A 25,897-nucleotide genomic window follows, 5' to 3' on the forward strand; every position below is an offset into this window, starting at 1 on the left:
GGATGGAAAGGAACTTCGACTGTGACTGTGAGCAACTCACTGACGCTGTCCGCGATCATGTCGATGTGCGGACAGCTTTCGTATAAGAAAGGCGAAGCCGCATTTCGCAGCGGCAAAGTGACCATTACGCGCTATGAGCCGGACGGCTCGCGCTGCGAAGCGATCGTCAAGCTGCAAGAGCGCTTCGACGTGAGCGTGCGAATCGACGAGGACGGCGACGTCGCAGCAGGCTGCAGCTGTCCGACGCTGTCCTCGTACGACAAGTACTGCTCGCATATCGCAGCCGTACTCTTACAGCTGCATGATGCGCAGCAGGCGGGACGCGCGGAAGGGAAGCCCGCTGCTGCCGCTGCGGTTGCCGCGCCGGATCGCGCTGAGCGTGCGGCCGATGGCGAGCTCGCCGCAAGCCTGCTCGGGCTGTTCGCGCATAAGCAGCCGCGTCTGCCTGTCGGCGCGCGGTCGATTGTCGAGTCCCGCGCGCTGCTGGACATCACCTTCATCGTCAAGCCGTTCGCTTACGGCCGCAGAAACCGCAAGCGGCTCTTCGGCATCGAGATGAAGGCGGGACTTGCGCGCCCATTAATCGTGCAGCAGATTCGCGGCTTCCTCGCGCATATCGAGCGGGGCGAAGCGTATCCGCTGTCGAAGGCGTTTACCTACGACCCGATCGTGCATAGCTTCCACCCCGCCGATTACAAGATCATGAAGCAGTTGATCGCCATTCAGCATCAGGAGAGCATGTACCGCGAGACGACGAGCGCTTATACGATGCATGCCAGCCCAATGAGCGGCGAGCGAATGCTGCTCATTCCGCCCTACGCGTGGGAGTCGCTGCTGCCGTCGCTGACGAAGGCGCCATCTACACTACTTGAGCATGAAGGCGTGCAGCATGAAGGCATCGTCATCTCGGACGAGCGGCTGCCCCTGCAGTTCAAGCTCGGTCAAGGCGGCGGAAATGGACGGAACGGGGCGAGGGGCAGCAGCAGCAGTTACCAGCTGGATGTTGAAGGCCTTGATCGGATGACGATCATGGAGGACTATGGCCTCGTCATCGCAAGCGAAGGCAAGCTGGCGCCGCTTCCGCCCGAAGGCTGCCGCAGACTGACAGATCTGCAAGAGCTCCTGGAACAATCCGGCGCGCGGGATCATGTCGAGATCCGGCCGGAGCAGATCGAGCCGTTCATGGAACGCGTCATCCCGGGTCTGTTGAAGCTCGGCAGCGTCCATATCGCCGAGGCGGTCGAGAACCGCGTCACCCATCGGCCGTTGAAGGCCCGGCTCTACTTGGACCGCGTACGGGACCGGCTGCTCGCGGGGTTGGAATTCCACTACGGCGAGCTAATCATCAATCCGCTCGAAGCGGATAAGGATGTCACGAATCGTGCCGGCGGGCTTATTCTCGTGCGCGATGGCGAGACGGAACGGCGTATCCTCGCACTTATGGAGGAAGCCGGGTTCGCGAAGACGGAAGCCGGTTATTTCATGGAGGACGAGGAAACGGAGTATCAGTTTCTGTACCATATCGTCCCTCAGCTAGAGAAGCTGCTGACGGTCCATGCCACTTCGGCGGTACGGACCAGAATTCATACAGGCGGACCGCCGCCGAAGGTTTCCATCAAGATGAACGAGCGGACGCATTGGCTCGAATTCGAGTTCGATATTAGCGGCATTCCGGAAACGGAGATTCGCCGCCTGCTGCGCTCGATGGAGGAGAAACGCCGCTATCACCGCCTGCCGAACGGCTCGCTCATGCCGCTCGAAACCGAAGAGCTGCAGGAGATGATCCGGTTATTTAACGAGGCGAAATTCACGGTGAAGGATCTCACCGCAGCTGGTATACACGTTCCTCTGCTGCGCGGTCTTCATCTCATGGACAACTTCCGCGGCAGCAAAACCATCTCGCTCGATAAGTCGTTCCGGCGGCTGCTCGACAACCTGAGAAGCCCGGACAACCTCGACTTCCCGGTGCCGGACAGTCTTGCGCATGTGCTTCGAGACTATCAGGTATACGGCTATCAGTGGATGCGCACGCTGGCGCATTATCATTTTGGCGGGATATTGGCAGACGACATGGGGCTTGGCAAAACGGTGCAAAGCATCGCGTTCCTCGTCTCCCAGCTGCCTGAAATCCGCGAGCATCGGCTCCCTGCCATTATCGTGGCGCCCGCTTCGGTCACGTACAACTGGCTCCACGAGCTGCGCCGGTTCGCGCCGCAGCTTCGGGCGGTCGTCGCCGACGGCACGAAGGTCGAACGAACCCGCATATTGAACGGAACAATCGCCGCGGCAGCGGGTGCAGGCGCAGTCGATGCAGCCGACGCGGATGTGATCATCACTTCGTATCCGCTGCTGCGCCGGGACGCCGAGCTGTTCGCGGGACGAGCGTTCCATACGCTCATTCTCGATGAAGCGCAGGCGTTCAAGAACTATACGACCCAGACGGCGCAGACGGTGAAGCTGCTCGAGGCGCGTTATCGGTTCGCGCTGACGGGCACGCCGATCGAGAACCGGCTCGAAGAGCTGTGGAGCATCTTCGATGCCGTCTGTCCCGGCCTGTTCCCGAAGCGGAAGGAATTCGCGGAGCTCACGCGCGAGGCGATTGCGAAGCGTGCCCGCCCCTTCCTGCTGCGCAGGGTGAAGACCGACGTGCTGAAGGAACTGCCGGAGAAGATCGAGACGCAGCTTGCAGCCGAGCTGCTGCCCGAGCAGAAGAAGCTGTACGCCGCCTACCTGGCGAAGCTGCGGCATGAGACGCTGAAGCATCTGGACAAGGATACGTTCCAGCGCAATCGGATACGCATCCTTGCCGGGCTGACGCGTCTGCGCCAGCTGTGCTGCCACCCTGCCCTGTTCGTCGAAGACTACGAGGGCAGCTCCGCCAAGTTCGAGCAGCTGCTCGAGCTGATCGACGAATGCCGCAGCGCCGGCAGGCGGATGCTCGTCTTCTCGCAGTTCACGCAGATGCTCGATATTATCCGACGGGAGCTGACGCAGCGCGGCGTGCCGTTCTTCTATCTCGATGGCAGCACCCCTTCGGCGGAGCGTGTAGAGCTGAGCTCCCGCTTCAACGACGGCGAGCGCGAGCTGTTCCTTATCTCGCTCAAAGCCGGCGGGACAGGACTCAACTTGACCGGCGCCGACACGGTCATTCTGTACGACCTGTGGTGGAACCCGGCCGTCGAGCAGCAAGCTGCCGACCGAGCGTACCGGATCGGACAGAAGAACGTCGTCCAGGTGATTCGGCTCGTCAGCCGAGGCACCGTCGAAGACAAAATGTTCGAGCTGCAGCAGCGCAAAAAAGACCTCATCAGCGAGGTCATTCAACCCGGCGAGGAGGCACTGTCCGCCCTGACCGAGAATGAAATCCGCGAGCTGCTCATGCTCACCTAATTAAAGAACAGGGCTGTCTCTAAGGTCACTTCATGACCTTGCGAGACAGCCCTGTTTCATTTCCTGATTAATTACAACGTATTACTTCGTCAATCCTTGGTACAGAATCGCCAGCATCTTCGCTGCTTCTTCGCGAGTTGCCGCTTTCTTCGGCGCGAAGTACACGCCTGCTTGATTGCTCGTCGTTGTTCCGTTGATGATGCCTGCTTGTTGAACCGCATTTGCAGCGTTGACCGCGAATGCCGAGATTTGCGAAGCATCCGCGAATGCAACTGGTTTCACGTTCTTCGGCAGATCGTAATCAACAACATCTGCGAATCTCGTGATCATAGCAACCAGCTGTTCTCTCGAAAGGCTTGCGCCCGGATTAAACATACCCTCGGAAACGCCGCTCGTAATGCCTTTATCCGCTGCCCACGCTACAGCCTTCGCGTAATACGCGTTAGCTTTTACATCATTGAACTCATTGTTTGTGTAGCCAGTCAAATCTGCTCCCGCGATTCGCGCGAGGATCAGAACGAAATCCGCACGAGATACATTTGCTTTTGTCCCGAAGCTCGAATCCGTTGTTCCTTGCAGGATGCCGCGTGCTGTCAGGTATACGATTTGATCCTTCGCAAAGCTTGCTGCCGTATCTTTGAAATTCACCTGCTTGTAAGCAACCGCGTAAGTCGAGAAATGCCCCACTTGGAAGCTTAGCTTGCCGGTAGCCTTATCGTAATTGGTCTGAGGCACCATTACGATATCGCCGTTGTCTGCAATATAGTAAATCACGATTGCGTTGCTGTCTTCTCCCGGAGCTGGCGTGTATGCGACTTCAACCGTTGCCGTACCGCCGCCAAAATCCGAAACATGCTTGCCGTCTGCCGTTACGGAGAACTGATAGACCGGATGAGAACCGATCACCGCACTCACGGCCGATTGCGCGCCAGCCGGCAAATTCGCCATTACGTCCGATGCGCTAACGCGCTCGATCGATAGGGATACTTCACCGGAGTCAGCCGCTCCGGCCACTGTAGATACTGCAGTCTGGTCGAATGTAACTCGCGCTACCCCGCCATCAATCGTTACAGCCGATACCTTGCTGCTTGCGATTTGGTCGACCGATTTCGATGGAAGCGTAATGGTGTTCTTCGTTGCATTCGCATCTGCTACAGCTTTAATTTCCAGCGTGCCATTCTGTCCTGCTGTACCGCTTGCCGTCAGACTAGCCAATGCTTCATCAATTTGTTTATCCGAGACCGTTGCCGCAGCCTTGCCCGAGCTGTCTGTAACCGGTTTGACCTCAGTTGTAACTTTAGATCCGTCTGTACTAGGCGTGGTGCCTGTATTGGCCGAATCGTCAGGCTTGCCTGTGTTGGAGTCTGAACCTCCTGTACCACCAGATCCGCTGCTTGGGCGAGCTGTTACCGTTACTTTCGCTTCAGCGACACCGTAGCCATCCGCGCTGAGCGCCGTAATAACAGCTGTACCTGGAGCAATCGGCGTGACTTGACCGTTCGGATTGACTGTTGCAACTGCAGGATTCGACGAAGTCCATGTTACTGTCGATGCACTGCCGCCTACCGGTGCTACCGTTGCCTGAAGCTGCTGCGCCGCATCTCCCGTTAGGAAGCTCAGTGCATTTGTATTCAGCGTAATCTTCGTTACGTTCAGTTGAAGCGCGGCAATCGTACCGCCTACTTCATTCGCCACTAGAATCAGTGGCAATCCTGTCGGACTTGCCGTCGCTGGAATAAACTCGATGCCTTCCGGACCAAGATCCGTCTGAGGCGGATTGCCTCCCGTTCCTTGCGCCGTGAAGTCCCGCGTATTGATATAGTTCGCGAATGCCGGATGCGTTGGATCAGTAACATCATATGTCATAACTCCGCTGATACGCTCGAGACCAACGAAGGCGAACGCTTTGTCGCCAACCTTGCCTACCTTCACATACTCCGGCTCAGGACCTTTCTTCGGACTGCGCTTGTCGAACGCGACTTCCTTATGGTCGGAGTTGAAGTATGCAGGCAGACGCTCAGCCGTAATTTTCTCAAAATCATTATGGCTGTCATACACTTGCGATAGCGTGCTTGCATCCCAGATGGAGAATGAACGGCCGCCATACAGGTAAATGCCATCCGGCCCCATGTCGCTTGGCACTTCGACGCTGTCATAAGGCGTCTTGTTGTTGACCGTCTTGCTCGCCAGGAAATGCGCTGCTGCCGAGTTCGGATCCAGATTGCCTTTAATCGCGCCAATCGTGGACACGTTCGATCTTATCGGCAACTCATTATCATTAAGCCATTCCGTACCATCACCTTCGTTCGCTGTGAACAGGTACGTCGTGCCGCCAACCGAATACGTATCGATACCGTCCGGCATATACATGCCTTGGAACGGAACGTTCTCGAACTTGATTGCGCTGTCCTTCACCAAGTCCAAAGCATTATCCGAAGCGCTCAAGTCTTTATAGCCAAGTCCTTTGACGGAAATAACGGTTCCGTCCGCAATATTGATCGCTGCAATCGCGTTGCCTTCCTGCAACGAAGCATAAGCGATGCTCTCGTCGGCGGACAGTGCGATATACTCTGGCTCCAGATCGTATACAGCCGCTGCTTTGGATGCTGCAGGACCCGTAATCATTCCGCTCGCGTTCGTTGTGCCGCGCAGATGAACATTATCGTCAATAACGCTCTGATCATCGAATCTTACGTGTTTGACGGTACCCGCCTTCGTATCGACAACTGTAATGGAGCCATCCGGATCTGCGCCGGCCAATCTCGGCTCGCCTTCATCGGCAGTCAGTACATAACGGCCGTCGCTCGTTACTTTGACCATATCCGGCTGAACGCCAGCCTCATAGTACGTCACATAGTTGCCTTCCGCATCGAATACAAGAATAACGCCATTTTTCGTATACGTCGCTTCTTGAATCGCCGCATAAACAAGATTGCGCTTCGTGTCGATGTCTACGCTAGTGAAATCGCCGTAAGCGAAGCCAGGCACATGATCCGTCACAACATTCTCGATGTTAATCTTCGTTGGATTCGCGGATGGAACGCCGCTGCTGTCCAAGCTAACGATATCGAGCGTCGCTGGACGCGAGGAACCGTTAACCGAGTAGAACTTATGATTGTTCGGATTGTATTTCACAATCTCCGCTACGCCGCCGTCCGCATTCGGCGTGCCGGCAATGAACGTTCCAAGCTTCGTGATATTAAGCGTATCGGCATGCGCCGTGTTCACATTCAGCGTGAACGTCTTGGATGCCGTCGCTTCTGCGTTATCGGTAATTATTACTGCAACCTCATTGGACGCTGTCGCACTAACGTCAGGCGTACCCGAAATGACACCTGTTGTCGAGTTGATCGACAGTCCGGCAGGCAGACCTGTTGCATTGTACGTATACGGAGTCGTTCCGCCAGTGACAGCAACAGTTGCCGAGTAGGCAACACCTTTGGATGCATCCGGCAAAGCACTCGTGGAAATAGCAAGCGGGCTCGGCGGAGGCGGAGTTACGCCCCATGCGCCGTCGGTGCTGCTGCGCGGTCCGTAGGTTGCAAGATTCGGGTCGCCGACCGTCATATTTCCGTAGATCACCTCTACGAAATCGTTCTTGTTATTATCCGTGTCTGCAAAGTTAATACGGCGAAGTCCCGCGTTCTTGGATGTTCCGCCCTTCGTAGTTCCAAGAGGACCTGAACCTACAACCGGACCGGCAGGGTAAGCGGTTTCGTAGCCATCGATGTCCGTTTGTGGATTTGGTGGATCGATGGGGTCATTATCCCCCGTACCGAGCATGTCCACGTAGCCGGCAGGCTTGGGATTATTGCTGAACGGGTTCACATTCAGAACCTCATCCAACTTGGTCTGATTGCTCATCAGAGCGAGCTTCATGCCTTTATTTGTGAAAACGATAGGTGTTGAATCACCCTCTAGGATGAATTCCATGTCTTTCTTTGCACTTACATCCAACTTCGTCGTTGGCGTTGCTGAAGCAGCTCCGCGAATAAGGAAGGAGGAGTGCGCCGCTATCGTGCCAGTAAGTTTTAACATCTGCCAATCGCCTGTAGGACCTATCGCCGAGTCATCATCACGATCAGCATATTGAAGTGACCACTGGCTTAAATCAACAGCAGAATTCGTAGGATTGTAGAGCTCGATGAATCCATAGTTTACAGCGCCTTTAGTCGATGTGCCGGATCCAAAATACTGATTAATGATGACGTGCTTTACAGTTGGATCATAATTGCCAGTTGCATCATACGGTGTGCCTGGTACAACTACCACAGCAGCATCAGCAGCCACAGGACTTACAGACAGCAGAGCGCCCGCCACTATTTCTGCGGAGAGAAACAGCGACAATAGCCTCTTGTTCTTCGGTTTCATTCGCCTAAACAACCCCTCTAATCATTAGTTTGGTTCATTATAGGCAAGGTTTGTCCGCGAAAAATTAAAAAATAATGGTGATTACGTAAATTTCTCAGAAAATAATGCGCTCATTTACAAAAATGCAAAAACAAAAACCGTACCCATTCTTGGATACGGTTTTCAATATTTTCATATACGGCGTTACGAATTGCTGACCTGTCTACTTGTCTCGCCCACTCGCGACCTAACGGACTCTGGAAGCGTTATTTGGCCAATTTCGCCGGTTTTGTAACTCTAACGGACACAGGAAACTCTATTGAACCCAACTTACGAGTCTCACGCACATTTTGGGCCAATTAGCGTCTCTGGAGTCCGTTACATTTTTCCGCGCCCGCCCCGCGCACCACCGCCACCACCATTACCTCGCCGCATTCAGCTCAATCACATTATGATCCGGGTCGATGATGAAAATCTGCGCGAAGCCCGTGATGCTGTTCCGGTTATTCCTGTGCGGGACGCCGCACTTATCCAACCAAGCGATCGTGGCGTCGAAGTCGGCCACGCGAATGGCGAAATGCCCGTCGCGCGTATCGATGCCGCCGCTGCGCTTCGTCTCGCCTTCGTGCACGATGAGGTGCAGCTGCTGCCCGCCTGCCCCAATCGCATACCACGCGCCCGGAAAGTCAAACGCCGGCCGCTCGATCTCCACAAGCCCGATCACATCGCGATAGAATGCTTGGGCCCGCTCAATGTCCGATACAATGATGCTTACATGGTGGATACCTTCATGCTGCAGCATAGCTACAGGTCACCGCCTTTTTTTTCCATTATTATAACACTGCACCGCGCCTGCGGGCACTAATTCGCATCAGGCAGTCCGAATAGTTTCGTCCACTTTGTTCCATTATCAGTCGTTTTGTATACCCCGGAGCCCATCCAGCCGGTCACTGCCATATATCCTGTCGCTGCAGATACGAAGGATAGCTTCCCTTCGAAGCCAGGCACGCCGCTCGGCAAGTTGCTCCACGTCTTTCCGCCGTCAAGCGTACGACCGAATTGGACCTGTTCGAGCGCACCGCTTGAAGCCGTCATATAGGCCGCCGAATGGCCGATGACCGCCATATCCGTCGGTTTGCCTGCCGGTCCTGTCAGCGTGCCTGGCGGTATGTCCGGACCTGGAGCCGGGCCGCCTCCCGCCGACGAATTCGAGATGACCTGCTTCCAATGCGCGCCCGCGTCTGTCGTATGAAACGCCGAATACGAGGTTTGCGACATGCCCGAGCCGCCGTACAGAATGACCCATACATCCGAGCTGTCTGCGCCGTAGATCGCGCCGCCGTAGTTCGCCTCCGACTTCGCGGTGAGCGATAGTGCCCACGTTGCGCCGCCATCGACGGTCTTCATGACCTCGTAGCCGCCGGTTGCTTTTACAATAATCGCCCATGCTTTATCCTGCGACATGAACTGGACATACCGCGTGTTCGGCGGAGTTGTTACTTTCGTCCAGCTCTTCCCGCCGTTCGTCGTCTTGAACGTGAACTGGTGCGTGAAGCCGTAGCCGACATTCTCACTCAGAAACTGAATCCGGTCGAACCCATATTGCCCTGTCGGAATCCATGTGTAGCTCGAGCCGCCGTTTGTCGTCTTAAGAAGCGTGTTCTGCTTCTCCGCGCCAGTCCGCGCCAGTACATAGCCGACTGAGTTAGTCAGAAACTGCATCTGGCTGAAGCTCAGCTTGCCTGTATTATAGATCGCCTGCCAGTGACAGCCGCCGTCCGATGTGCCAATCATAAACCCGTTACCTGCTGCACGCCCGATGTTGGCACTAAGGAACTGAATCGACTGCAAATGCGCGCCGCCCGAGTCTTTCATCGGCACCAGCTTCAGTCCGTGATCATCCGTCCGGCAAGCAGCCGGCGCAGAAGCCGTACCTACACTCGCAGCTGCTGCTTCTGCCGAAGTGCCCGAAGCAGCCATTCCGCTGAGCAGCGTTCCAACGAGCAGCGCAGCAGCGGTCAGCGTGGACATCATTCTTCTCATCTTCCATTCACCTCTTTATGAATTTCACTACCATAAGGTATCTATTTCTCTCCCTGCTCTATTCGACGAGGGTGCTGGTGCTTAAGTTGCAGGACGAATAACCGCTAGGCAACCGCCTGCGTATTATTATAAAATTTCCTAAGACTGTTACTTCTAACCAGCGAAGGGGAGACAACAATTGAACAAAATAATACGCTACTTCACCACCTCCATCTTAGCATTCACGCTCCTATGGACAGCCGGTTCAACTATAGAGGATGCATATGCCGCCCCGCTCAAGCAGCCTATAGGAGGACGACTAAATTACTCGCAATTGACGGCTTATATTCCCCGCAACGGCACAGTCGTTTCGTTACAATTCGGCATGAATAAGAGCGAGATCGACGTTCAGCTCGGCAAGCCGCAGGTGATCAAGACGCTGAGTGGCGATTATTATCGATACGGCGAGGATGTCACGATCGGATATGCAGGCGGGAAAGCTGCGATGATTGATCCAGGTATGGAAGGCACCATCCGCAGGAAGGTGAAGTCCGGCCAAAGCTGGGCGCAGTCGGCTGCGCTGCTCGGAGCACCGTCTCTAGCGGAAGGAAGCGACCCCGTCTATGTGTACCAAGCGAATTCCTACCAGTTCAAGCAGCTGCGAACAGCGAAGGAACTGAAGGCGGCTGAGGCTGAGGGACGCTCCGATATTTACAAAGTCGTTGTATCACTAAACGCATTCGGAGAGATAAGCTCGGAAGTGATGTATCGTACGTCTTACAAACGTGCTGTTAATCGCAAAATACAGCTTGCGAGCAGCACCGACGGGCTCCCGCTAACGCCAGAACCGTTCGTGCTAGACGACCTATCGGTAACTGACGAGCTCGGCCGCACTGTTCGGCTCGGCATGGAGATGGCGGACGTGGACAAGCTGCTAGGAAGCTATGATAGCTATACCATATCGCTTCCCGTCCATGAATATGACAGCATGACCGTCTATTATCGCGGAACGAAAGCAGCCGGCATCAGCCTGAAGGAAGAACCTGCTCATCTGTTCCGAACACTGCGAGGCATAACCATACAGAGCTCGGCTGCTGTACTGGAACGGCTGTATGGCAAACCGACAGCTGCCGAGCAATCGTACTGGACGTACTATTTTACGAAGAAGGCATCGGGCTTGGAGCTTTTATCTGAACTTCCAGCAACACCAGACTCCGGACTCGCCTCATACGATTACGGACTTAGCGTCATTCTTAGTGGCGGACCGACACCCATCATCACGTACCTGCTGATCGGCGATAAGATGTTCCTTCGCGAAATGCGGTAAGCCTATTTTAATACTCGGTTCATACTTTCCAAATCTCCCGTTAATACTTGGCTGCTATACTGGGCTTAAGTTGAAGGAAAAAGGAGGGAATGACGAGATGAACCACACACCTGCCATTGTATACGCCAATCGCCTGTGCGACAGCGACACGACGACGAACAAGCTGATTTACCAAATCAAGCAGGACAGGCTGTCCTCCAAAGAGCTGGATAAGCTGCAAGCCAGATGCAGCGCCGAGCTGAGCGAGCTTCGCAATGAGCTGAACGAGCTGCTGAAAGAGCTTCGCGCTATCGCAGAAGGCAGCAACCGTCCGGCTGCAGAGCCCCGCAAGCACGCGGCATAACAAAACCGACTTCCCCCTAACCATGAAGCACATGGCGGGCGAGTCGGTTTTTTATTTCTGCTATTAAAAGCTTATTCTCGCTTATGTAGATGTGGATGGAGAGGCAACTTCCCAGCGATTCCGGTACTGTGCTAGCCGTTTGTGCATGGTGCTCGGCTCCATCGGCAGCAGCAGTCGCAGCTTCACGATCCACTCCTCGAAGGAGTCGAACGAAGCGAATTGATTCGCCGTTTCAGGCGACATGTATATAAAATATGGCGAAGGATACGCTTCGGTCAGATGGCGCAGCGCCGTATCGATCGGCGTATACTTCTTCCGCTTGCCCTCGAAGCCTTCAATGACAATCGACGTTCCTCTGCCCTCGTAATCCTGTTTCCACTCGTTCAGCTGATCGAGCCGCTTGTAATAGGCGCGGACAGGCTCCTTGCTCATCCGCCTAACCGTCTCCTCATGCAGCGGATATAACACGAACCTTGCGAATGCCCGCTCACTAGCCAGCTGTGCGGCAAAATCCAGCTCCGCCTCCGATGTATGCTCGAACGTATCGTAATAGATGAGTGTCCCTTTGCTCGTTTCCTTCGGCTGCTCGTAGCCGTACGGAACGTTATAGGCGAGCGATTTTTCTTTGATGGCGAACCCTCCTATGAATGGTCATGAATTCCCTTAGAGTTCGAGTATACCCTGACAAGGGCAAAACGATAAGAGGCAGTCTGTATGCCATAAAAAACGTTTTTATTAAATTTCGCGTACTTGCTCCAGGCTAATTGACGGAAAATGGAAGTCATGCTACGTTTACGATATAAAACGTTTTTAGAGGGTGCGTGCGATGAACAAATCAGACCGCAGCGTCACGATTAAAGATATTGCGCGGGAAGCCGGCGTATCGATCTCGACCGTTTCATTCGCCTTCAACGGGACGGCTCCCGTCGCGCAAGAAACGAAAGACCGCATCTTCGAGGTTATTAAGAGGCTGAACTATCAGCCGAACTCTGCCGCCCGCGGGCTTGTCACCCGCAAAACGAACAATATCTGCTTATTCACCCCCCATCCTGCTTCAGACTTCTTCTCCTTCGGCGGCAACAGCGTCTTCTCCCATCTTCTGCAAGGCATCGGCGAGGTGCTTGACCAGAAGGACTACAACCTGCTTATTTCCTGGGACAACATCGGCCATAAGGCCAAAACACCGAAGCTCATCAAGCTTATGCGCGAGCGTGCCATGGACGGCGTGCTGATCTGTTTGCCGAATCAAGATTCGTCGGTAATTGAAGAGCTGTCCGAGCATCATTTTCCCGTCGTCATCATTGGCAGCAATGGGCTGAAGAATCAGGTTAACTCTGTTGACGTCGACAATTATGACATCGCTTTCCGAAATGCGCAGCATATGCTTCAGCTTGGGCATACTCGTATTGCCTTCATTAGTCCGGGGCCGCTCGAGTTTCTCGTGTGCGAGGATCGGCTGGAGGGTTATCGCGATGCGCTCGAGGAAGCAGGCATTCGCTTCCGCGAAGAGTATGTGTTCATCGGCGACGAGAAGGAGCGAAGCGGCTATAATGCTGCAGCTGCATTCATGGCGTTGAAGGAGCCTCCGACAGCAATCGTTAGCGGGCGCGATGTTCAAGGCGTCGGCGTTATTGAATATGGCCGCGAGCATGGGGTGTCCATTCCGGGCGATGTCGCGCTCATCAGCTTCGAGAACTCCGAGCTGGCGGAGAAATACGGTATTACGTCGGTGACGACCGATCTGTACGAGATTGGCAAGGAAGGCGCGAAGCTGCTGCATAAGCTGCTCACCCGCAAGAAGGACCGCGGCGCGCAAAATATCGTCATCCCGTCAGAGCTGATCATTCGGGCAAGCTGCGGCACGAAGCCGACTACATAGTTTGATGGAGGGATATGAGTTGAAGTTTGCAAAAGCACTGCCGATCTGGCCCGCCCGCCTGGAAACGGCGATGAATATAACCGGCGGCTTCCGCGCGCAGCTTATGGATGCGGAAGGCAATCTGCCTGAGAGCTGCACCGTGCGAGTTACCGCCTCCGCGCGATACCGCTTATTCGTCAACGGCGTCTTCGTCGGATGTGGGCCAGCCGTTTCCCCTCATGGTTATTATCGCGTCGATGAGTGGAACGTTCTTAATGACGAGTATGCGACCGGACGCCCGAGCATCGTCGCGATTGAAGCTGCCGGCTACAACGTGAACAGCTTCTATACGCTGGATCAGCCTTCGTTCGTGCAGGCGGAGGTCCTGGCGGATGGCGCGGTTATCGCGGCGACTGGCGTTACAGGAGCCGGTGGCTTCGAAGCTTTCGTGCTGCCGGATCGCGTGCAGAAAGTGCCGCGCTACAGCTTCCAGCGCCCATTCATGGAGGCGTATCGGCTGAAGCCGGATATGCACCGCTGGCGCTGCGATGCAGAGACGAAGCCCGCGGAAGCGGCGGAAGTAACTGTCGCTGAAGGGAAACGGCTGCTGCCTCGCGGCGTGAACAAGCCGGCCTTTGATGCGGCGTCGCCTGCAGCCGTCGTTGCGCGCGGTTCGGTATCACAGCGCGACGAAGCTTTAGAGCCTTGGCGTGACCGGGCTTTAACGGATATTGGGCCGAAGCTGAAGGGCTTCACGATCGACGAGCTGGAGCTGCTGCCAACCGACGAGCTTGGCAAGCTGCGGACAAGCTGGCAGGAGCATTGCGAGCCGAAGCTGTCAGGCGAGCTGCACCTGGAGCAGCATGGCGCCGCGATACTCGCATTGGATTGCAACCGTACCGGATTTATCGGAATCGCTTTCCGGTGCGAAGTGCCTTCACGTATTGCGCTAACCTTTGACGAGATTCTGACAGACGGCGATGTTAATCATCTGCGCATGGATTGCTCGAATGTTATTTATCTGGAATGCGAGCCAGGCGCGTATGATTTCGAAACGATCGAGCCGTACACGCTGAAGTATCTCAAGCTCATTGCGCTCGAAGGCAGCTGCACGATGACGATATGCACGTTCCGGGAATACGCCAATCCGGATACGGACCGTGCCGGATTCAGCTGCTCCGACGAGTCGCTTGGCGCCATCTTCGAAGCGGCGCGTGAATCGTTCCGGCAGAACGCCGTTGACAACTTCACGGACTGCCCTTCCCGTGAACGCGCGGGCTGGCTGTGCGACAGCTTCTTCACCGCTCGCGTCGAGGCCGATCTGACCGGCGACAATGTGCTTGAGCATAACTTCTTCGAAAACTTCCTGCTGCCGGAACGGTTCGAGCATCTGCCCGAGGGAATGCTGCCGATGTGCTATCCTGCGGATCACTATGACGGCACGTTCATTCCGAACTGGGCGCTCTGGTTCATTCTTCAGCTGGAGGAGTTTAGAGATCGCGGCGGCGATGAGCAGCTGATTGCTTCGCTTCAGCCGAGAGTCGAAGCGCTGTTGAGTTACTTTGAAGGCTTCCGCAACGAGTTCGGGCTGCTCGAGAATCTCGAGAGCTGGGTGTTTATCGAGTGGTCGAAGGCGAATGATTTCGTGAAAGGGATCAATTTCCCGAGCAATATGCTCTATGCCGGTGCGCTTGAAGCTGCCGCACGGCTGTACGGCATCGAGTCGTACTACGATGATGCGGCGATGGTGAAGCAGATGATCCGGGAGCTGTCTTACGACGGTTCGTTCTACGTGGATCAGGCGATGGAGGATGCGGACGGCGTGCTGGAGGTGACGGACAACCGCACCGAGGTGTGCCAATATTATGCCGCCTTCTTCGGCATTGCGGATCCGGAAGAGCAGCGCGATTGGTACATGAGCCTCGTGCATGATTTTAGCCCGATCCGGCATGCGGACGAGCCTCTGCTGGCTGACATTAGCGGCATTCATCCGGCGAATGCGTTCATCGGCTATTATCTGCGGATGGAACTGTTGTCGCAGCTTGGTCTTGCGAAGCAGCTAATCGCGGAGATTAAGGCGTTCTTCAGCGTCATGGCGGAGCGTACAGGCACGCTGTGGGAGCATAATCGGACGACGGCTAGCTGCAATCACGGCTTCGCTTCGCATGTGGTGCGCAGCCTCTATCGGGATGGGCTCGGCATTGCGTCGGTAGACCGCAAGCAGCAATCGGTCGCTATAGCCTTCATGGATACGGGATTGGAATGGTGCAGCGGCAAGCTGCCGACGCCGGAGGGCCCAATTGAACTGGACTGGCGCGTCGAAGGCGACGAGCTTCACTACCGGCTTAGTGCACCGCAAGGTTATGCGGTCACGATTGACAATTACAGCGGCAAGCAGCTCGTTACCGAGTCGTAAACTTATATAGGAGGCAGTTGCAGATGTCACAGCAGCAGCTTGAGCAGCAGTATCAAGAAATCGGCGACCACCTCGTGCTCACCGATGGTGTCGTGAAGGGCAGCATGTTCGGCGACCAATGTTTGAAGATCAATAAGAAGGCCTTCGCCATGTTCTACAAAGGCGACATGGTATTCAAGCTGCCGGAGGGCAACAATGCGGCTGCACTTGAGGGCGCAGCGACGTTCGAGCCGTCGCCCGGCAAGCAGATGAATGGCTGGCTGCGCGTGCCGAATGACCATGCGGAGCAATGGGAAGAGCTGTCCGGAGCGGCGCTGCAGTACGTGCGGTCGCTGACGGAGTAGCTCGTCCGCCAATAAAAGAAGCCTCCTCTCAGGTCCACTGAAAGGAGGCTTCTTCTCTATTAGGAATTAGGAGCTCATTAGCTTCAGCACCCGGATTCCAGTGCCTTTGCTCCGCTCGTCCTTCCGACCTGTGCAGCGAATCGTAACCTGCTGTAAGGCGCGGTCTGGCTGGTATGGGAACAACACGAGAATCGGACGATATGCAAGCAGGCACCATTCGTCGAACAGAGCAACCGTCGTGAAGCTCTCGCCGTTATCCAGCGAATATTCCATGATGCCGCTGTCCGGTCCATGCAGCAGCACAATCCCCGCACGATGCCCCTCCACGGCAAAAGATAGCTGCTCTCCTTCGTCCCCCTTCGCAGCAAGATGCCTAATGTCATAACGCCAGTTCATGTGCGGTTGATCTTCGCCAAGCACTTGCGTCGTGAATCCACTGGCAGCAATCGCAGCATCGTCGCAATCGAGCATCATGGCATACTCATAATTCCGATCGTCCAGTCGGTCTGGGAGCAGCTGCTCCGTATCCGATTTAGGCTCAGATTCAGATTCATGCTCAGATTCAGATTCATGCTCAGCCGTATCCGCTGTATCCGCCGTAACAGCACGAACCGCTTGCTCCAGAAATGTCTCCACATAGGAAGCATATAATGCATACCCTTCGTCATTCGGATGGACGCGGTCAGGAGCCAGCGCTTCCCATGTCACAACGCCGGCATTAATCCGATCCTGAACGCCCCCGGCAAAATTAACAGAGGGGATATTGTAATGCGCGGCTACCTCTTCATGTACGGCGATATTAAATGGCAGCGTGTCCGACAAGTTTTTGTCCGCTGCCGTATATACGAAACACAGCTCCGTCCAAGGAGACAGACGGCGGCACTGCCTTACGATCCCCTCCATCCCTCGGATGGACTCCTCCCGATCCTCGCCATCGTTGACACTGAACTCCACGAACAGCAGAGCAACCTTGCCCTGACTCAGCACATGGGCTTGCAGCCGATGAGCGCCAAAGGTGGAATCCGTCCCTCCAACTCCTGCGTTGATGAACGTAAACCGCGAATCGGCGTAACGATTGACTAAATACTGGCCGCTAAGCGCTCGCCAGCTCGTCTCATCTTGCCTGGAAGCACCTGCTCCTTCCGTAATTGAACCCCCTAAATAAGCTACCGTGAGCTCTTCTCCGCTCAGCAGTTTGTCTGCAAAACGCGGTATTCCTGATCGCATCGCCATATGCCTGGCATCCAGCACAAGTTTCACGTCCCTTCGTAGAATGAGCCCTTCCGAATGAAATCGGAAGGGCCTTTGATCTAACAACGGTAAGACAACTATCTTATGGCGTTAACGACCCCAAGCTGTTCGCCGCCATCGGTTCTTGCGGTGTAGGCATGGTCAAGCGATGCTTCAGCAATATCTGCATAAGCCCAATACGTGCTCGGTACATCCTTCCACGGCAGATTCGCTTCACCATAGAGAGGACCGCGGCCGAGTACACGATTAATTATAGCAGCCGCCTCGGCGCGAGTCAGTGCGAGATTCGGACGGAATGTGCCGTCCTCGAAGCCTTTAATAACGCCCGCGCCCTGTACGTTCAATATCGCCTGCTCCGCCCAGCTGCCCGCGATATCCTTGAAGCCTGCGCCTTTTTTCACGTCACCGGTCAGCAGTGCGGACACGAGGCTTGCCATTTCGGCACGCGTAACCGGCTTCTCTGGCTTGAATGTGCCGTCTGTGAAGCCGCGCATGAGTCCAAGCTTCGTCACTTTGGCAATCGCTCCTGCTGCCCAGTGTCCCGACTTCACATCCTGGAAGCGAATTTCACCCTCTGTTCCCTCGCGCGTAACGACGCGTGATAGAATCGCGGCCATTTCGGCACGTGTAATTTGGCTGCCAGGCTTGAACAGACCGCCGGCGAAGCCTTTCATATAAGCCGAATGATTGCTAGTGACGACCTCATGTTTAACGATCGCAAATGTGCTGAATTTGTCAGTCGTAAACCGTAAGCCTTTGCCGCCGTTCCACTCCACAATTACGGCTTGCTTATATTCCGTCGTGCCATCGCTATGCTCGATATACACGCCAAGCTGCCCCGGCTCGAGCCCGGCAATAAGCGCTGCATCAACAGGCAGTATGACATCGACAGCTCGACCTTGGAAATTCGTCTCGATCGCGACAGGCTTTCCAATCAACGCTACCTCGCTGCCGCCCACCGCAGCTGTAACGACTGCTGCCTTGTTCGCTCGATCCTCGATTTGCCCTTGCGCAGCCGTGTCCTTCACGGGAACGAACTTGAACGCCGCATCACCGTCATAGCCTTGCAAGGAAGCATTCGGAATCTCGATGCCTGCGCTCGCCGTATCGATGCCCAAATCGAGCCCGTCATCAGCCATCACCTGCTTCGACGCCTGCGGAATCGTGACATTCGTCTCCGATACTTCGCCCTTCTCATCCGGAATGACAATGGTAGCCGTATGAACGCCTGCAGCCTTAAGCTTCTCCGCAGCGCTCTTCGCCGCATCCTCTCCGAATGTCACCGTATCCTGCTTCGTACCGTTAGCTTGCGTCGTCCGCGTAATCGCAACCTGAATGCCGTCGCCCGATGCGCCAGTGTTCACATTGCCATTAATTATCTCCGTGCTGCCCGATCCTACAGGCGGCGTTGATGTGCCTGAAGTTGGCGGTTGCGCCGCGGAAGCTGTCGATACCGTATAATTCAACCGGTCAATAAGCAGCAGATCGCCCGATTTCTTAACGATCTTAACCGTATGCTGACTTCCCGCAAGCCCATCAATGCCGTATAAATGCTGCAGTAAGAGTCGTTCCTCGCTGTATGCATTTACCGTCGTCTTCAAGACGCCATCGACATAGATATCCATCTCGCCTTGAGCCGGACCCGTTGGTCCCAGCAGCTCGATGCCCGTGCCGATAAACGTATACGTAACGTAGTCGCCATTAATCGCTGTCGCATGAACATCCTGCTGATAATCACCGTCAAAGCTGAAGCTCAGCTTCACACTGCCAGCCGGGAGTGATGCCAGGTAGCTTTTCTTAATCGTGACTACGGTACCGCTAACCGTATAGTCCGTTCCCTTCACAAGCACTGCGGATCCGTTCGAAATAATGCTGAAATGACTTGCACGCTCAAGCAGATTCACGGTAAGATCCGTCTGCTCGGACGGATTGCGGTCGAATGCCGCCGTGGTTGGGTCAATCAAATCCGCAATCCGAACCTTCAGCATATCGAGCAGCATGTAGTCGCCGGACTTTTTAACGGCCTTAATCGTATGCTGGCTGTCCGTCAACCCATTAATTTCATAAACGATCTGTTTCGCGAGCCGCCCGCTGCTGTGTGTATCCACCGTCTGCTTGAACACGCCGTCGATGTAAATATCCACCTCGCCCTGAGAGCTATCCATCTCCGTAATGTACTGTACGCCTGTGCCACGGAACGTGTACTGGAACGAATCGCCGTTGTGCTGGCTGTACTGAACATCGTCCATGTAATCGCCCAGTCCTCGGCCAGAGTTTCGGGTCCAAGAGCCATCATACTGAATAGCCGGATCATCGTTATTGATGCTCGCATACCTTCCTTCTGGGGTAGGGTTCGACACCGGCACGCCGGTCACCGTAACCGCGAAGGTTTGACTATCTCCGCCTGCAAAATCAAACGTAAAGTCCGTTTGACCTTCCGACAGTTGAGCCAAATAAGCTTGTTTGATCGTAACCATATTGCCGGATACCGTGTAGTCGCTTCCTGCCTCGAGTGTCGCATCGCCATTGCGAATACCCTTCAGTGAATCCGCGCCAAAAGAAAGCGTCGTCGTCACGTCCGATGGGTTGCTATTATCGAATGCCTCTTCAGTCGAACCAAGAAGCGAATCGCTCGTTACCTTCAGCGCATCAACGAGCATAAAATCGCCGGAGGAGTTCGAATGTTTAACGGCCTTAAGGGTATGCTGACCGCTTGGAAGATCCGCGACGCTGTAAACCGTTTGACCAGCCCCCCGCGTACCAGAGCCGGAGGTGTTGACCGTCTTATCGAAGACATCATCGATGTAGAAGTCGATGCTGCCCTGCGAGCTATCCGTTTCCGTAATAAAATCGATGCCTGTTCCGTTGAACGTATACGTCAGCTGCGCACCATCCGCTTGCGCATAATGCACATCGCCTTGATAATCGCCAAAGTTGCGGCCTGTACTGGACTGCCAGCCATCCGAATATACAATGTCAGCATTATTGTCGTTCATGACGGCATAGTGACTGGTTGGCGCATCGAGCGTTGTTACTTGCTGCTCTTGCTGCTCCTGCACTTGCTGCTCGTTCACCGTTTGATTCGAAACGGAGGAATCGCTAATCGCAACCTCAAGGTCCTGCGAGCTTGGCGCGACTTCATAGCCGCCGTTTCGCTGCCACTCCCCTACATACTTCATGCCGGTATCATCATCGTTCACGCTTGAGATGCCGCCGCCGCTCGCTTTCACTTTGAACAGTCTGGAAGCATGCGGCTGCAGTTCTTGCGCTGTGTAACCTGAAGCGAAATTCCCCAAGTCCTTATGACTCCACAAGTCGCGAACCGATGCGCCGCCATTTAAGCCAATGTCGCTCCAGTTCACGGAAACATTCGACTCCCTGGAGCCGAGATTGAATAGCGCAACCGTATACGTGCCGTCGCCGTTATTGGCGTACCACACTTGGCTCTTTGTCGCCGTGGACACCGGATGAGCCGGATGCCCTGCCTGATTGACCGCAATCACCTCGTCATTGGTCAGCAGCGACAAGCCATAGTCATCCAGCTTCGTCATATCATCGCCCGTATACAATTGCGCGGAGGACATCGCCCACAGCGTCATTGCGCTCTGCCGCTCGTCCTTCGTCAAGCCGTCCATCGAGCCATTGCCGATGTCGAGCGAGTCGAAGTCATTCCAGCCGCCTGGGCCGGCATGGCGCCACCAAAGCGCTGCATCCGGGAACAGCCGGGCAATATTCACCCATTGCGTCATGCCGACATTGCTGTCGTACGACTCCACATCCCAATCGACTCGCCAGCCGTTCGCATGGGCTTTCCAGAAGTCGGCATAGTTAGGGTCGAGCGCCCAAGAAAGCTCGAACCAAATTTTATGATCCTGCCTCGCCAGCGCCTTGGACCACGCTTCAACATCGCCGCGGGCATCGATCTTCGTATCATTGTGGCCAGAGCCCGGCGTGACGCTATCGAACTTCACGAAGTCAATGCCCCATGAAGCAATGAGGTCCGCGATCGAGTCGATATACGCCTGCGCGCATCCTTTGGAGCTGTCAGATTCGAAGTCGATTTTGTAGCCGATTTCCCAATAGTCCGCTTGACGCAGCGGCTGTGCGGCAATATCCTTCATACTGCAGCCAGGCGCACCGTAGATCGGCAAGTCAGCATCATAAGCGGCCGGGGATAGACCCGGGATCATATAAATGCCGATTTTCTGTCCATTATGATGAACGTAATCAATGACATTCTTGAACCCATCCGGATACAGCGTTGTACTCGGAATAGGCCTGCCATACTCGTCCATGCCTCCATTCCAGCCAGCGTCGATATTTATGTATTCGTAGCCGTGCGACTGCAGCTTCTCGTGCATGGCGTCAGACTGCTGCTTGATCTTGGCCGCCGACGTCCAGTTACCTCCCGGACCGTCATACACCTGCAAGCTGTAGCTGCTCCAGCCCATGTAAGGCTTCGTCGCCAAACCGTTATCTGCAGCCTTGGCGACATCCTTCGCCGGGATCAATCCGAACTGGGCAACGACAAGCGAAGCTAGCAGCAGCACGAACCCGCTCTTTTTCAGCTTCAATTTCACACCAACATCTCCTTCACAAGCACCTTGTAGAGCGCTTTCATTTTTAATGAGGTTCATTGGCTAATGCAAGTCAACGACAATTACACTGATGGTTTCTACTCTGACAATTGCACGACTAGCAAGAAAAAGACGCTCTGGCTAGCCAGAGCGTCCAGCACTTCCACGAGAACTTATTTTTTGGAAGAATCGTACGCTTTTTGCAGAATTTCAAGGTAACGGTCCAGCTTCAGGTCTTTCAAGCCTTGTACATACGCATCCCAGTCCTTGTTCAGATCCTTGTTGCCTGTAATGAACTGAAGCGCGCTCTGCTCGATGTAGTTCTTGATGTTCGTTTGCAGCATGCTTGCTTCGTCTGTCTCCGACGGATCGATCCATACCGACCAAGCCGGGAACAGCTCTTGTGGCTCATGGCCTTGGTACAGCAGCGTTGCGTTATACAGACGGCGCTCATAGCCTGAAGGATCATAAATATCAGTCGCCTGTACGAAGCTGTCGCGGTAAGCCTTCGGCATATAGAAGTGGGCAACGCCGCTCCAGCCGGCATTGTGCGGTGCATCGCCTTCCTTCGCAGGAATCGGTTTGAACTCCGCTTTCACGCCTTCGCCAAGCGCTACGTCATTCGGGCCAGCCTTCTCCCAGTCAATGCCCTCCATACCCGATGCGCCGTTCGTTTGGCCTTCCGGCGTGAACATATAGTCAACGAGCTTAATAAGAGCAATTTGCGCTTCTTTGCTTGCTTTGTTCGTAATAACAAACTTCGCGCCTGGTGCTACGCCGCCGCCGTCATGCGTTGCAAATTGCGCATGCGGCCCTTGAAGCGGAGGTACTGGATTGTAATCAGCGGAGTACTTATTGCCTTTGTCGATGTTAACGAAGATCGCCGGGTGCATGCCTGCGCCTGCGCCGAGAATTTGCGTATCCGCATTTTCGCCGATTTTCTTGAACGCTTCGGCATTTTGCGTGAATGCGCCTGGATCAATGAGCTTCTCGTCATAGAGCGACTTGATGTATTGCAGGCCTTCTTTCCATTCCGGCTTGATGGCAGCCGATTCTACCTTGCCGCCAGTCAGGTTCAAGTAATTGCGGTCGTCGTCATAGACGAAGCCGTTCATCAGGTACGGAATGACGCGAACGCCGAAGTCCTCCGTCGAACCGCTCAGCGGCACTTCATCCGCTTTGCCGTTGCCGTTCGGATCTTTGGTTTTGAACGCTTCCAGCACCTTCTTGAAATCTTCCGTCGTCTTCGGCATTTGCAAGCCGAGCTTATCGAGCCACTTCGTGTTCAGCCACATCTTGTTCGGGTAGGAACAATGGAAGCATTGCGCATAAGCGACAAGGCCGTAGATATTGCCGTCCGGCGCCGTATTAAACGCTTTCAAATCCGCGTTCGATTCCATCGCTGCCTTGATGTTCGGCGCGTATTGATCAATCAGATCGTTCAGCGGCAGCAGCACGCCTTGTTTGCCGTACTTCAGCACGTCCGCCTGAGAGAACTGGTCAATATAGGCCGGCAGCATGTAAGCGTCCGGGTAATCGCCGCTCGCAAGCGAGATTTGGCGTTTCTCTTTCGCGCCATCCGACGGATTAAGCTCCCAGTCTATTTTCATCTTGAATTTGTCTTCTACGAAAGCGGTAAATTTATTGGTCGGCAGGTCAATGCCGGACTCTTGAATTGTAAAGACCTTTACCGGCACCGGATCGCTTGAAGCTTCGGAATTGCCAGCATTATTGGATGCTGCCGTCGTATTCGTCGTGTTCGACGCTGCTCCATTATTGGCGCCGCTATTCGACGTGTTGTTCGCTGCGTTGTTGCCTCCGCATGCAGCCAATATCATACTGAAGGTGACGAGTGTTGCCGCGATGCTTCCCATTCTCTTTTTCAACTGTGATCGCTCCCTTTTTTAGTGTATTAACAAGTGCCGAACGAACCCCCTACATTACATACCTATCTCCCCTTTCAAGATGAATCGGTTTACCAGATTCCGCTGCTCTGCCGGACTGCTGGCTAGCACACTTGCGGCACTAGCCTTTTACAGAACCGACGAGCATGCCTTGCACGAAGAACCGCTGCACGAATGGATAAATAATGAGCACCGGAAGCGTGGCTACGACGATTAGCGCATATTTGAGCAATTCAGCAAGCTGCTGACGTTCCACCTGTTTCATCGCGTCCATGACGCCGGAGCTGTTGTTCTGGATAATAATGCTGCGCAGGATGAGCTGCAGCGGGAACAGCTTCGCCGACTTGAGATAGATCAGCGCATCGAAGTACGCATTCCATTGGCCGACCGCATACATGAGCACGAGCACCGCCAGGATCGGCTTAGACAGCGGGATCACGACGCTGCGCATGAAGCGCAAATCGCTGCAGCCGTCAATTTCGCTCGCTTCAATCAGCTCTTCGGGAATGGATGACATGAAGAACGATCTGGCGATAATGACCTGCCATACCCAGATGGCATTCGGGATGAGCAGCGCCCAGCGCGTGTCTATGAGATGCAAGCCTCGGACGACCATATACGTCGGGATCAACCCGCCGCTGAAGATCATCGTGAACGTAATAATCATCATGATCGCGCTGCGTCCGAAGAACGTTTTGCGAGACAGCGGATAGGCAATCATGACGGTGAGCGCGACGCTAATGAGCGTGCCGGCTGCCGTGTAGAACAGCGAGTTGCCGTACCCCGTCACGATTTGCGGGGTATGAAAGAGCGTCTCGAAGCCTTTGAATGAAATGTCCACGGGCCACAGCCATACCTTGCCGGAAGTGACCGCTGACGGGCTGCTGATCGAGCTGCTCAAGATGTAGATAAGCGGATAAATGACGGCAATCAGCACAAGCGTCAATATCGTATACACGACGGCCATGAACAGCCGATCGCCAGCCGACTCCTTGATCCTTGTTCTCGTAGTTATCATTGAAGACATACGTTTCTAGCTCCTTCTACCACAGACTGTTATTCGAAAACCGTTTGGCCAAGCCATTGACCAGCACGAGCAGCACCAAATTGATCACCGAGTTGAATAAGCCGACCGCCGTTGCGAAGCTATAGTTGGCGTTCAGCAAGCCGATGCTGTACACGTAAGTCGAGATGATTTCCGAATTCACGAGATTAAGCGGATTTTGCAGCAAATAAACTTTCTCAAAGCCGATCGCCATCACGTTGCCCACATTCAGAATGAGCACGATGATGATCGTAGGAAGAATGCCAGGCAAATCTACATGCCATATCTTCTGAAAGCGAGACGCGCCGTCTACCTTCGCCGCCTCGTACAAGGTAGGGTCAATGCCTGCAAGCGCTGCCAAATAAATGACTGCGGAATAGCCTGCCGTCTGCCAAATATCGGACCATACATAGATCGATCGGAACATGCTCGGCATGCCGAGGAAGTTGATCGAGTCCAGGCCGAGATGATTCATCAGCACATTGATAAACCCGAGCCGCGGCGCCAGAAACAGCATGATGATCGATACCATGACGACGGTCGAGATGAAGTACGGCGCGAACGTTACGAGCTGCACGAACCGCTTGAACCTATTGCTGCGCACCTCATTTAGCATCAGCGCAAGCGCAATCGGTATCGGAAACCCGGCGAGCAGCAGGTAACCGCTCAGATAAATCGTGTTCTTAATGAGATTCCAGAAGATCGGATTATCGAAGAACAGCTTGAAGTTCTTCATGCCGACCCACGGGCTGCCCCAAATGCCTTTAATAACGTTGTAGTCCTTGAAAGCCAGAACCGCGTTCAGCATCGGATAATACTTGAAAATAATAAAGTACAGCAGCGGCGGTATGACGACCAAGTAGAGCTGCCAATGCTTCGCAAAGCTTCTCGCCGCTGCGCTGGACAGGCGTCCTCGTCTTCTCTTTATGGATGCCCCTGTCTGTTGTTCAACTGCGATTTCCACGTTCAATCCAATCCCTCCCAGATGCCTCTAAGCGCTGCATGATAACGCTTTCCACATGACCGATCATAGTGTCCCCGGCCGCTTCCGGCATAGGTACATTTGCGGT

The 25,897-nt window shown here is 54.6% G+C and carries 15 protein-coding genes; 6 read left to right on the forward strand and 9 right to left on the reverse strand.

Going from position 1 to position 25,897, the window contains the following annotated elements; genetic code table 11:
• The first annotated feature begins 27 nt into the window (after window positions 1-27).
• On the forward strand, window positions 28-3,390 hold the full coding sequence (locus A8990_RS10880; RefSeq protein WP_281272500.1) for a DEAD/DEAH box helicase: 3,363 nt from the start codon (window positions 28-30) through the stop codon (window positions 3,388-3,390).
• 81 nt (window positions 3,391-3,471) lie between these two features.
• Here the strand turns inward: A8990_RS10880 and A8990_RS10885 are convergent, their stop codons facing one another.
• From A8990_RS10885 to A8990_RS10895, 3 genes are all read right to left on the reverse strand, one after another.
• Window positions 3,472-7,761 carry a choice-of-anchor I family protein gene (locus tag A8990_RS10885; RefSeq protein WP_116189049.1) on the reverse strand — a complete coding sequence of 1,430 codons (4,290 nt, stop codon included), beginning with the start codon at window positions 7,759-7,761 and terminating at the stop codon, window positions 3,472-3,474.
• Between the two features lie 400 nt (window positions 7,762-8,161).
• Window positions 8,162-8,542, reverse strand: a complete 381-nt coding sequence (locus A8990_RS10890) for a VOC family protein (RefSeq protein WP_116189050.1) — start codon at window positions 8,540-8,542, stop codon at window positions 8,162-8,164.
• A 59-nt stretch (window positions 8,543-8,601) separates the two neighbouring features.
• On the reverse strand, window positions 8,602-9,783 hold the full coding sequence (locus A8990_RS10895; RefSeq protein WP_116189051.1) for a WD40/YVTN/BNR-like repeat-containing protein: 1,182 nt from the start codon (window positions 9,781-9,783) through the stop codon (window positions 8,602-8,604).
• A gap of 178 nt (window positions 9,784-9,961) precedes the next feature.
• Between A8990_RS10895 and A8990_RS10900 the strand changes: the two genes are divergently transcribed.
• Complete coding sequence (locus A8990_RS10900; protein WP_147306797.1) at window positions 9,962-11,089, forward strand: hypothetical protein; 1,128 nt, start codon at window positions 9,962-9,964, stop codon at window positions 11,087-11,089.
• A 97-nt stretch (window positions 11,090-11,186) separates the two neighbouring features.
• Window positions 11,187-11,432 (forward strand): hypothetical protein, encoded by a 246-nt coding sequence (locus A8990_RS10905; RefSeq protein ID WP_116189053.1) that lies wholly within the window; start codon window positions 11,187-11,189, stop codon window positions 11,430-11,432.
• Window positions 11,433-11,513: 81 nt separating this feature from the next.
• On the opposite strand, the gene A8990_RS32715 is transcribed toward A8990_RS10905, so the two are convergent.
• A complete protein-coding gene (locus tag A8990_RS32715) occupies window positions 11,514-12,062 on the reverse strand; it encodes a hypothetical protein (RefSeq protein ID WP_116189054.1) in 549 nt (182 codons plus the stop codon).
• A gap of 196 nt (window positions 12,063-12,258) precedes the next feature.
• Between A8990_RS32715 and A8990_RS10915 the strand changes: the two genes are divergently transcribed.
• Genes A8990_RS10915 through A8990_RS10925 form a run of 3 tightly spaced genes read left to right on the forward strand, consistent with a single transcriptional unit; the run spans window position 12,259 to window position 16,050 of the window.
• Window positions 12,259-13,311 carry a LacI family DNA-binding transcriptional regulator gene (locus A8990_RS10915; RefSeq protein ID WP_116189055.1) on the forward strand — a complete coding sequence of 351 codons (1,053 nt, stop codon included), beginning with the start codon at window positions 12,259-12,261 and terminating at the stop codon, window positions 13,309-13,311.
• 19 nt (window positions 13,312-13,330) lie between these two features.
• On the forward strand, window positions 13,331-15,706 hold the full coding sequence (locus A8990_RS10920; RefSeq protein ID WP_181909509.1) for an alpha-L-rhamnosidase-related protein: 2,376 nt from the start codon (window positions 13,331-13,333) through the stop codon (window positions 15,704-15,706).
• 23 nt (window positions 15,707-15,729) lie between these two features.
• Window positions 15,730-16,050, forward strand: a complete 321-nt coding sequence (locus A8990_RS10925) for an MmcQ/YjbR family DNA-binding protein (protein WP_116189057.1) — start codon at window positions 15,730-15,732, stop codon at window positions 16,048-16,050.
• 66 nt (window positions 16,051-16,116) lie between these two features.
• Here the strand turns inward: A8990_RS10925 and A8990_RS10930 are convergent, their stop codons facing one another.
• The 5 genes from A8990_RS10930 to A8990_RS10950 form a co-directional block, all read right to left on the reverse strand.
• Complete coding sequence (locus tag A8990_RS10930; protein WP_116189058.1) at window positions 16,117-17,283, reverse strand: SGNH/GDSL hydrolase family protein; 1,167 nt, start codon at window positions 17,281-17,283, stop codon at window positions 16,117-16,119.
• 95 nt (window positions 17,284-17,378) lie between these two features.
• Window positions 17,379-21,881: a X2-like carbohydrate binding domain-containing protein gene (locus A8990_RS10935; protein ID WP_245995950.1), complete on the reverse strand. Its 4,503-nt coding sequence runs from the start codon at window positions 21,879-21,881 to the stop codon at window positions 17,379-17,381.
• Between the two features lie 170 nt (window positions 21,882-22,051).
• On the reverse strand, window positions 22,052-23,764 hold the full coding sequence (locus A8990_RS10940) for a type 2 periplasmic-binding domain-containing protein (protein ID WP_425463899.1): 1,713 nt from the start codon (window positions 23,762-23,764) through the stop codon (window positions 22,052-22,054).
• Between the two features lie 139 nt (window positions 23,765-23,903).
• Entirely contained in the window at window positions 23,904-24,809 is a 906-nt protein-coding gene (locus tag A8990_RS10945) for a carbohydrate ABC transporter permease (protein WP_116189061.1), read from the reverse strand.
• 16 nt (window positions 24,810-24,825) lie between these two features.
• Window positions 24,826-25,755 (reverse strand): ABC transporter permease, encoded by a 930-nt coding sequence (locus A8990_RS10950; protein WP_116189121.1) that lies wholly within the window; start codon window positions 25,753-25,755, stop codon window positions 24,826-24,828.
• Window positions 25,756-25,897: the final 142 nt, after the last annotated feature.

It is taken from the genome of Paenibacillus taihuensis, assembly GCF_003386535.1.
Lineage (GTDB): Bacteria > Bacillota > Bacilli > Paenibacillales > Paenibacillaceae > Paenibacillus_Z > Paenibacillus_Z taihuensis.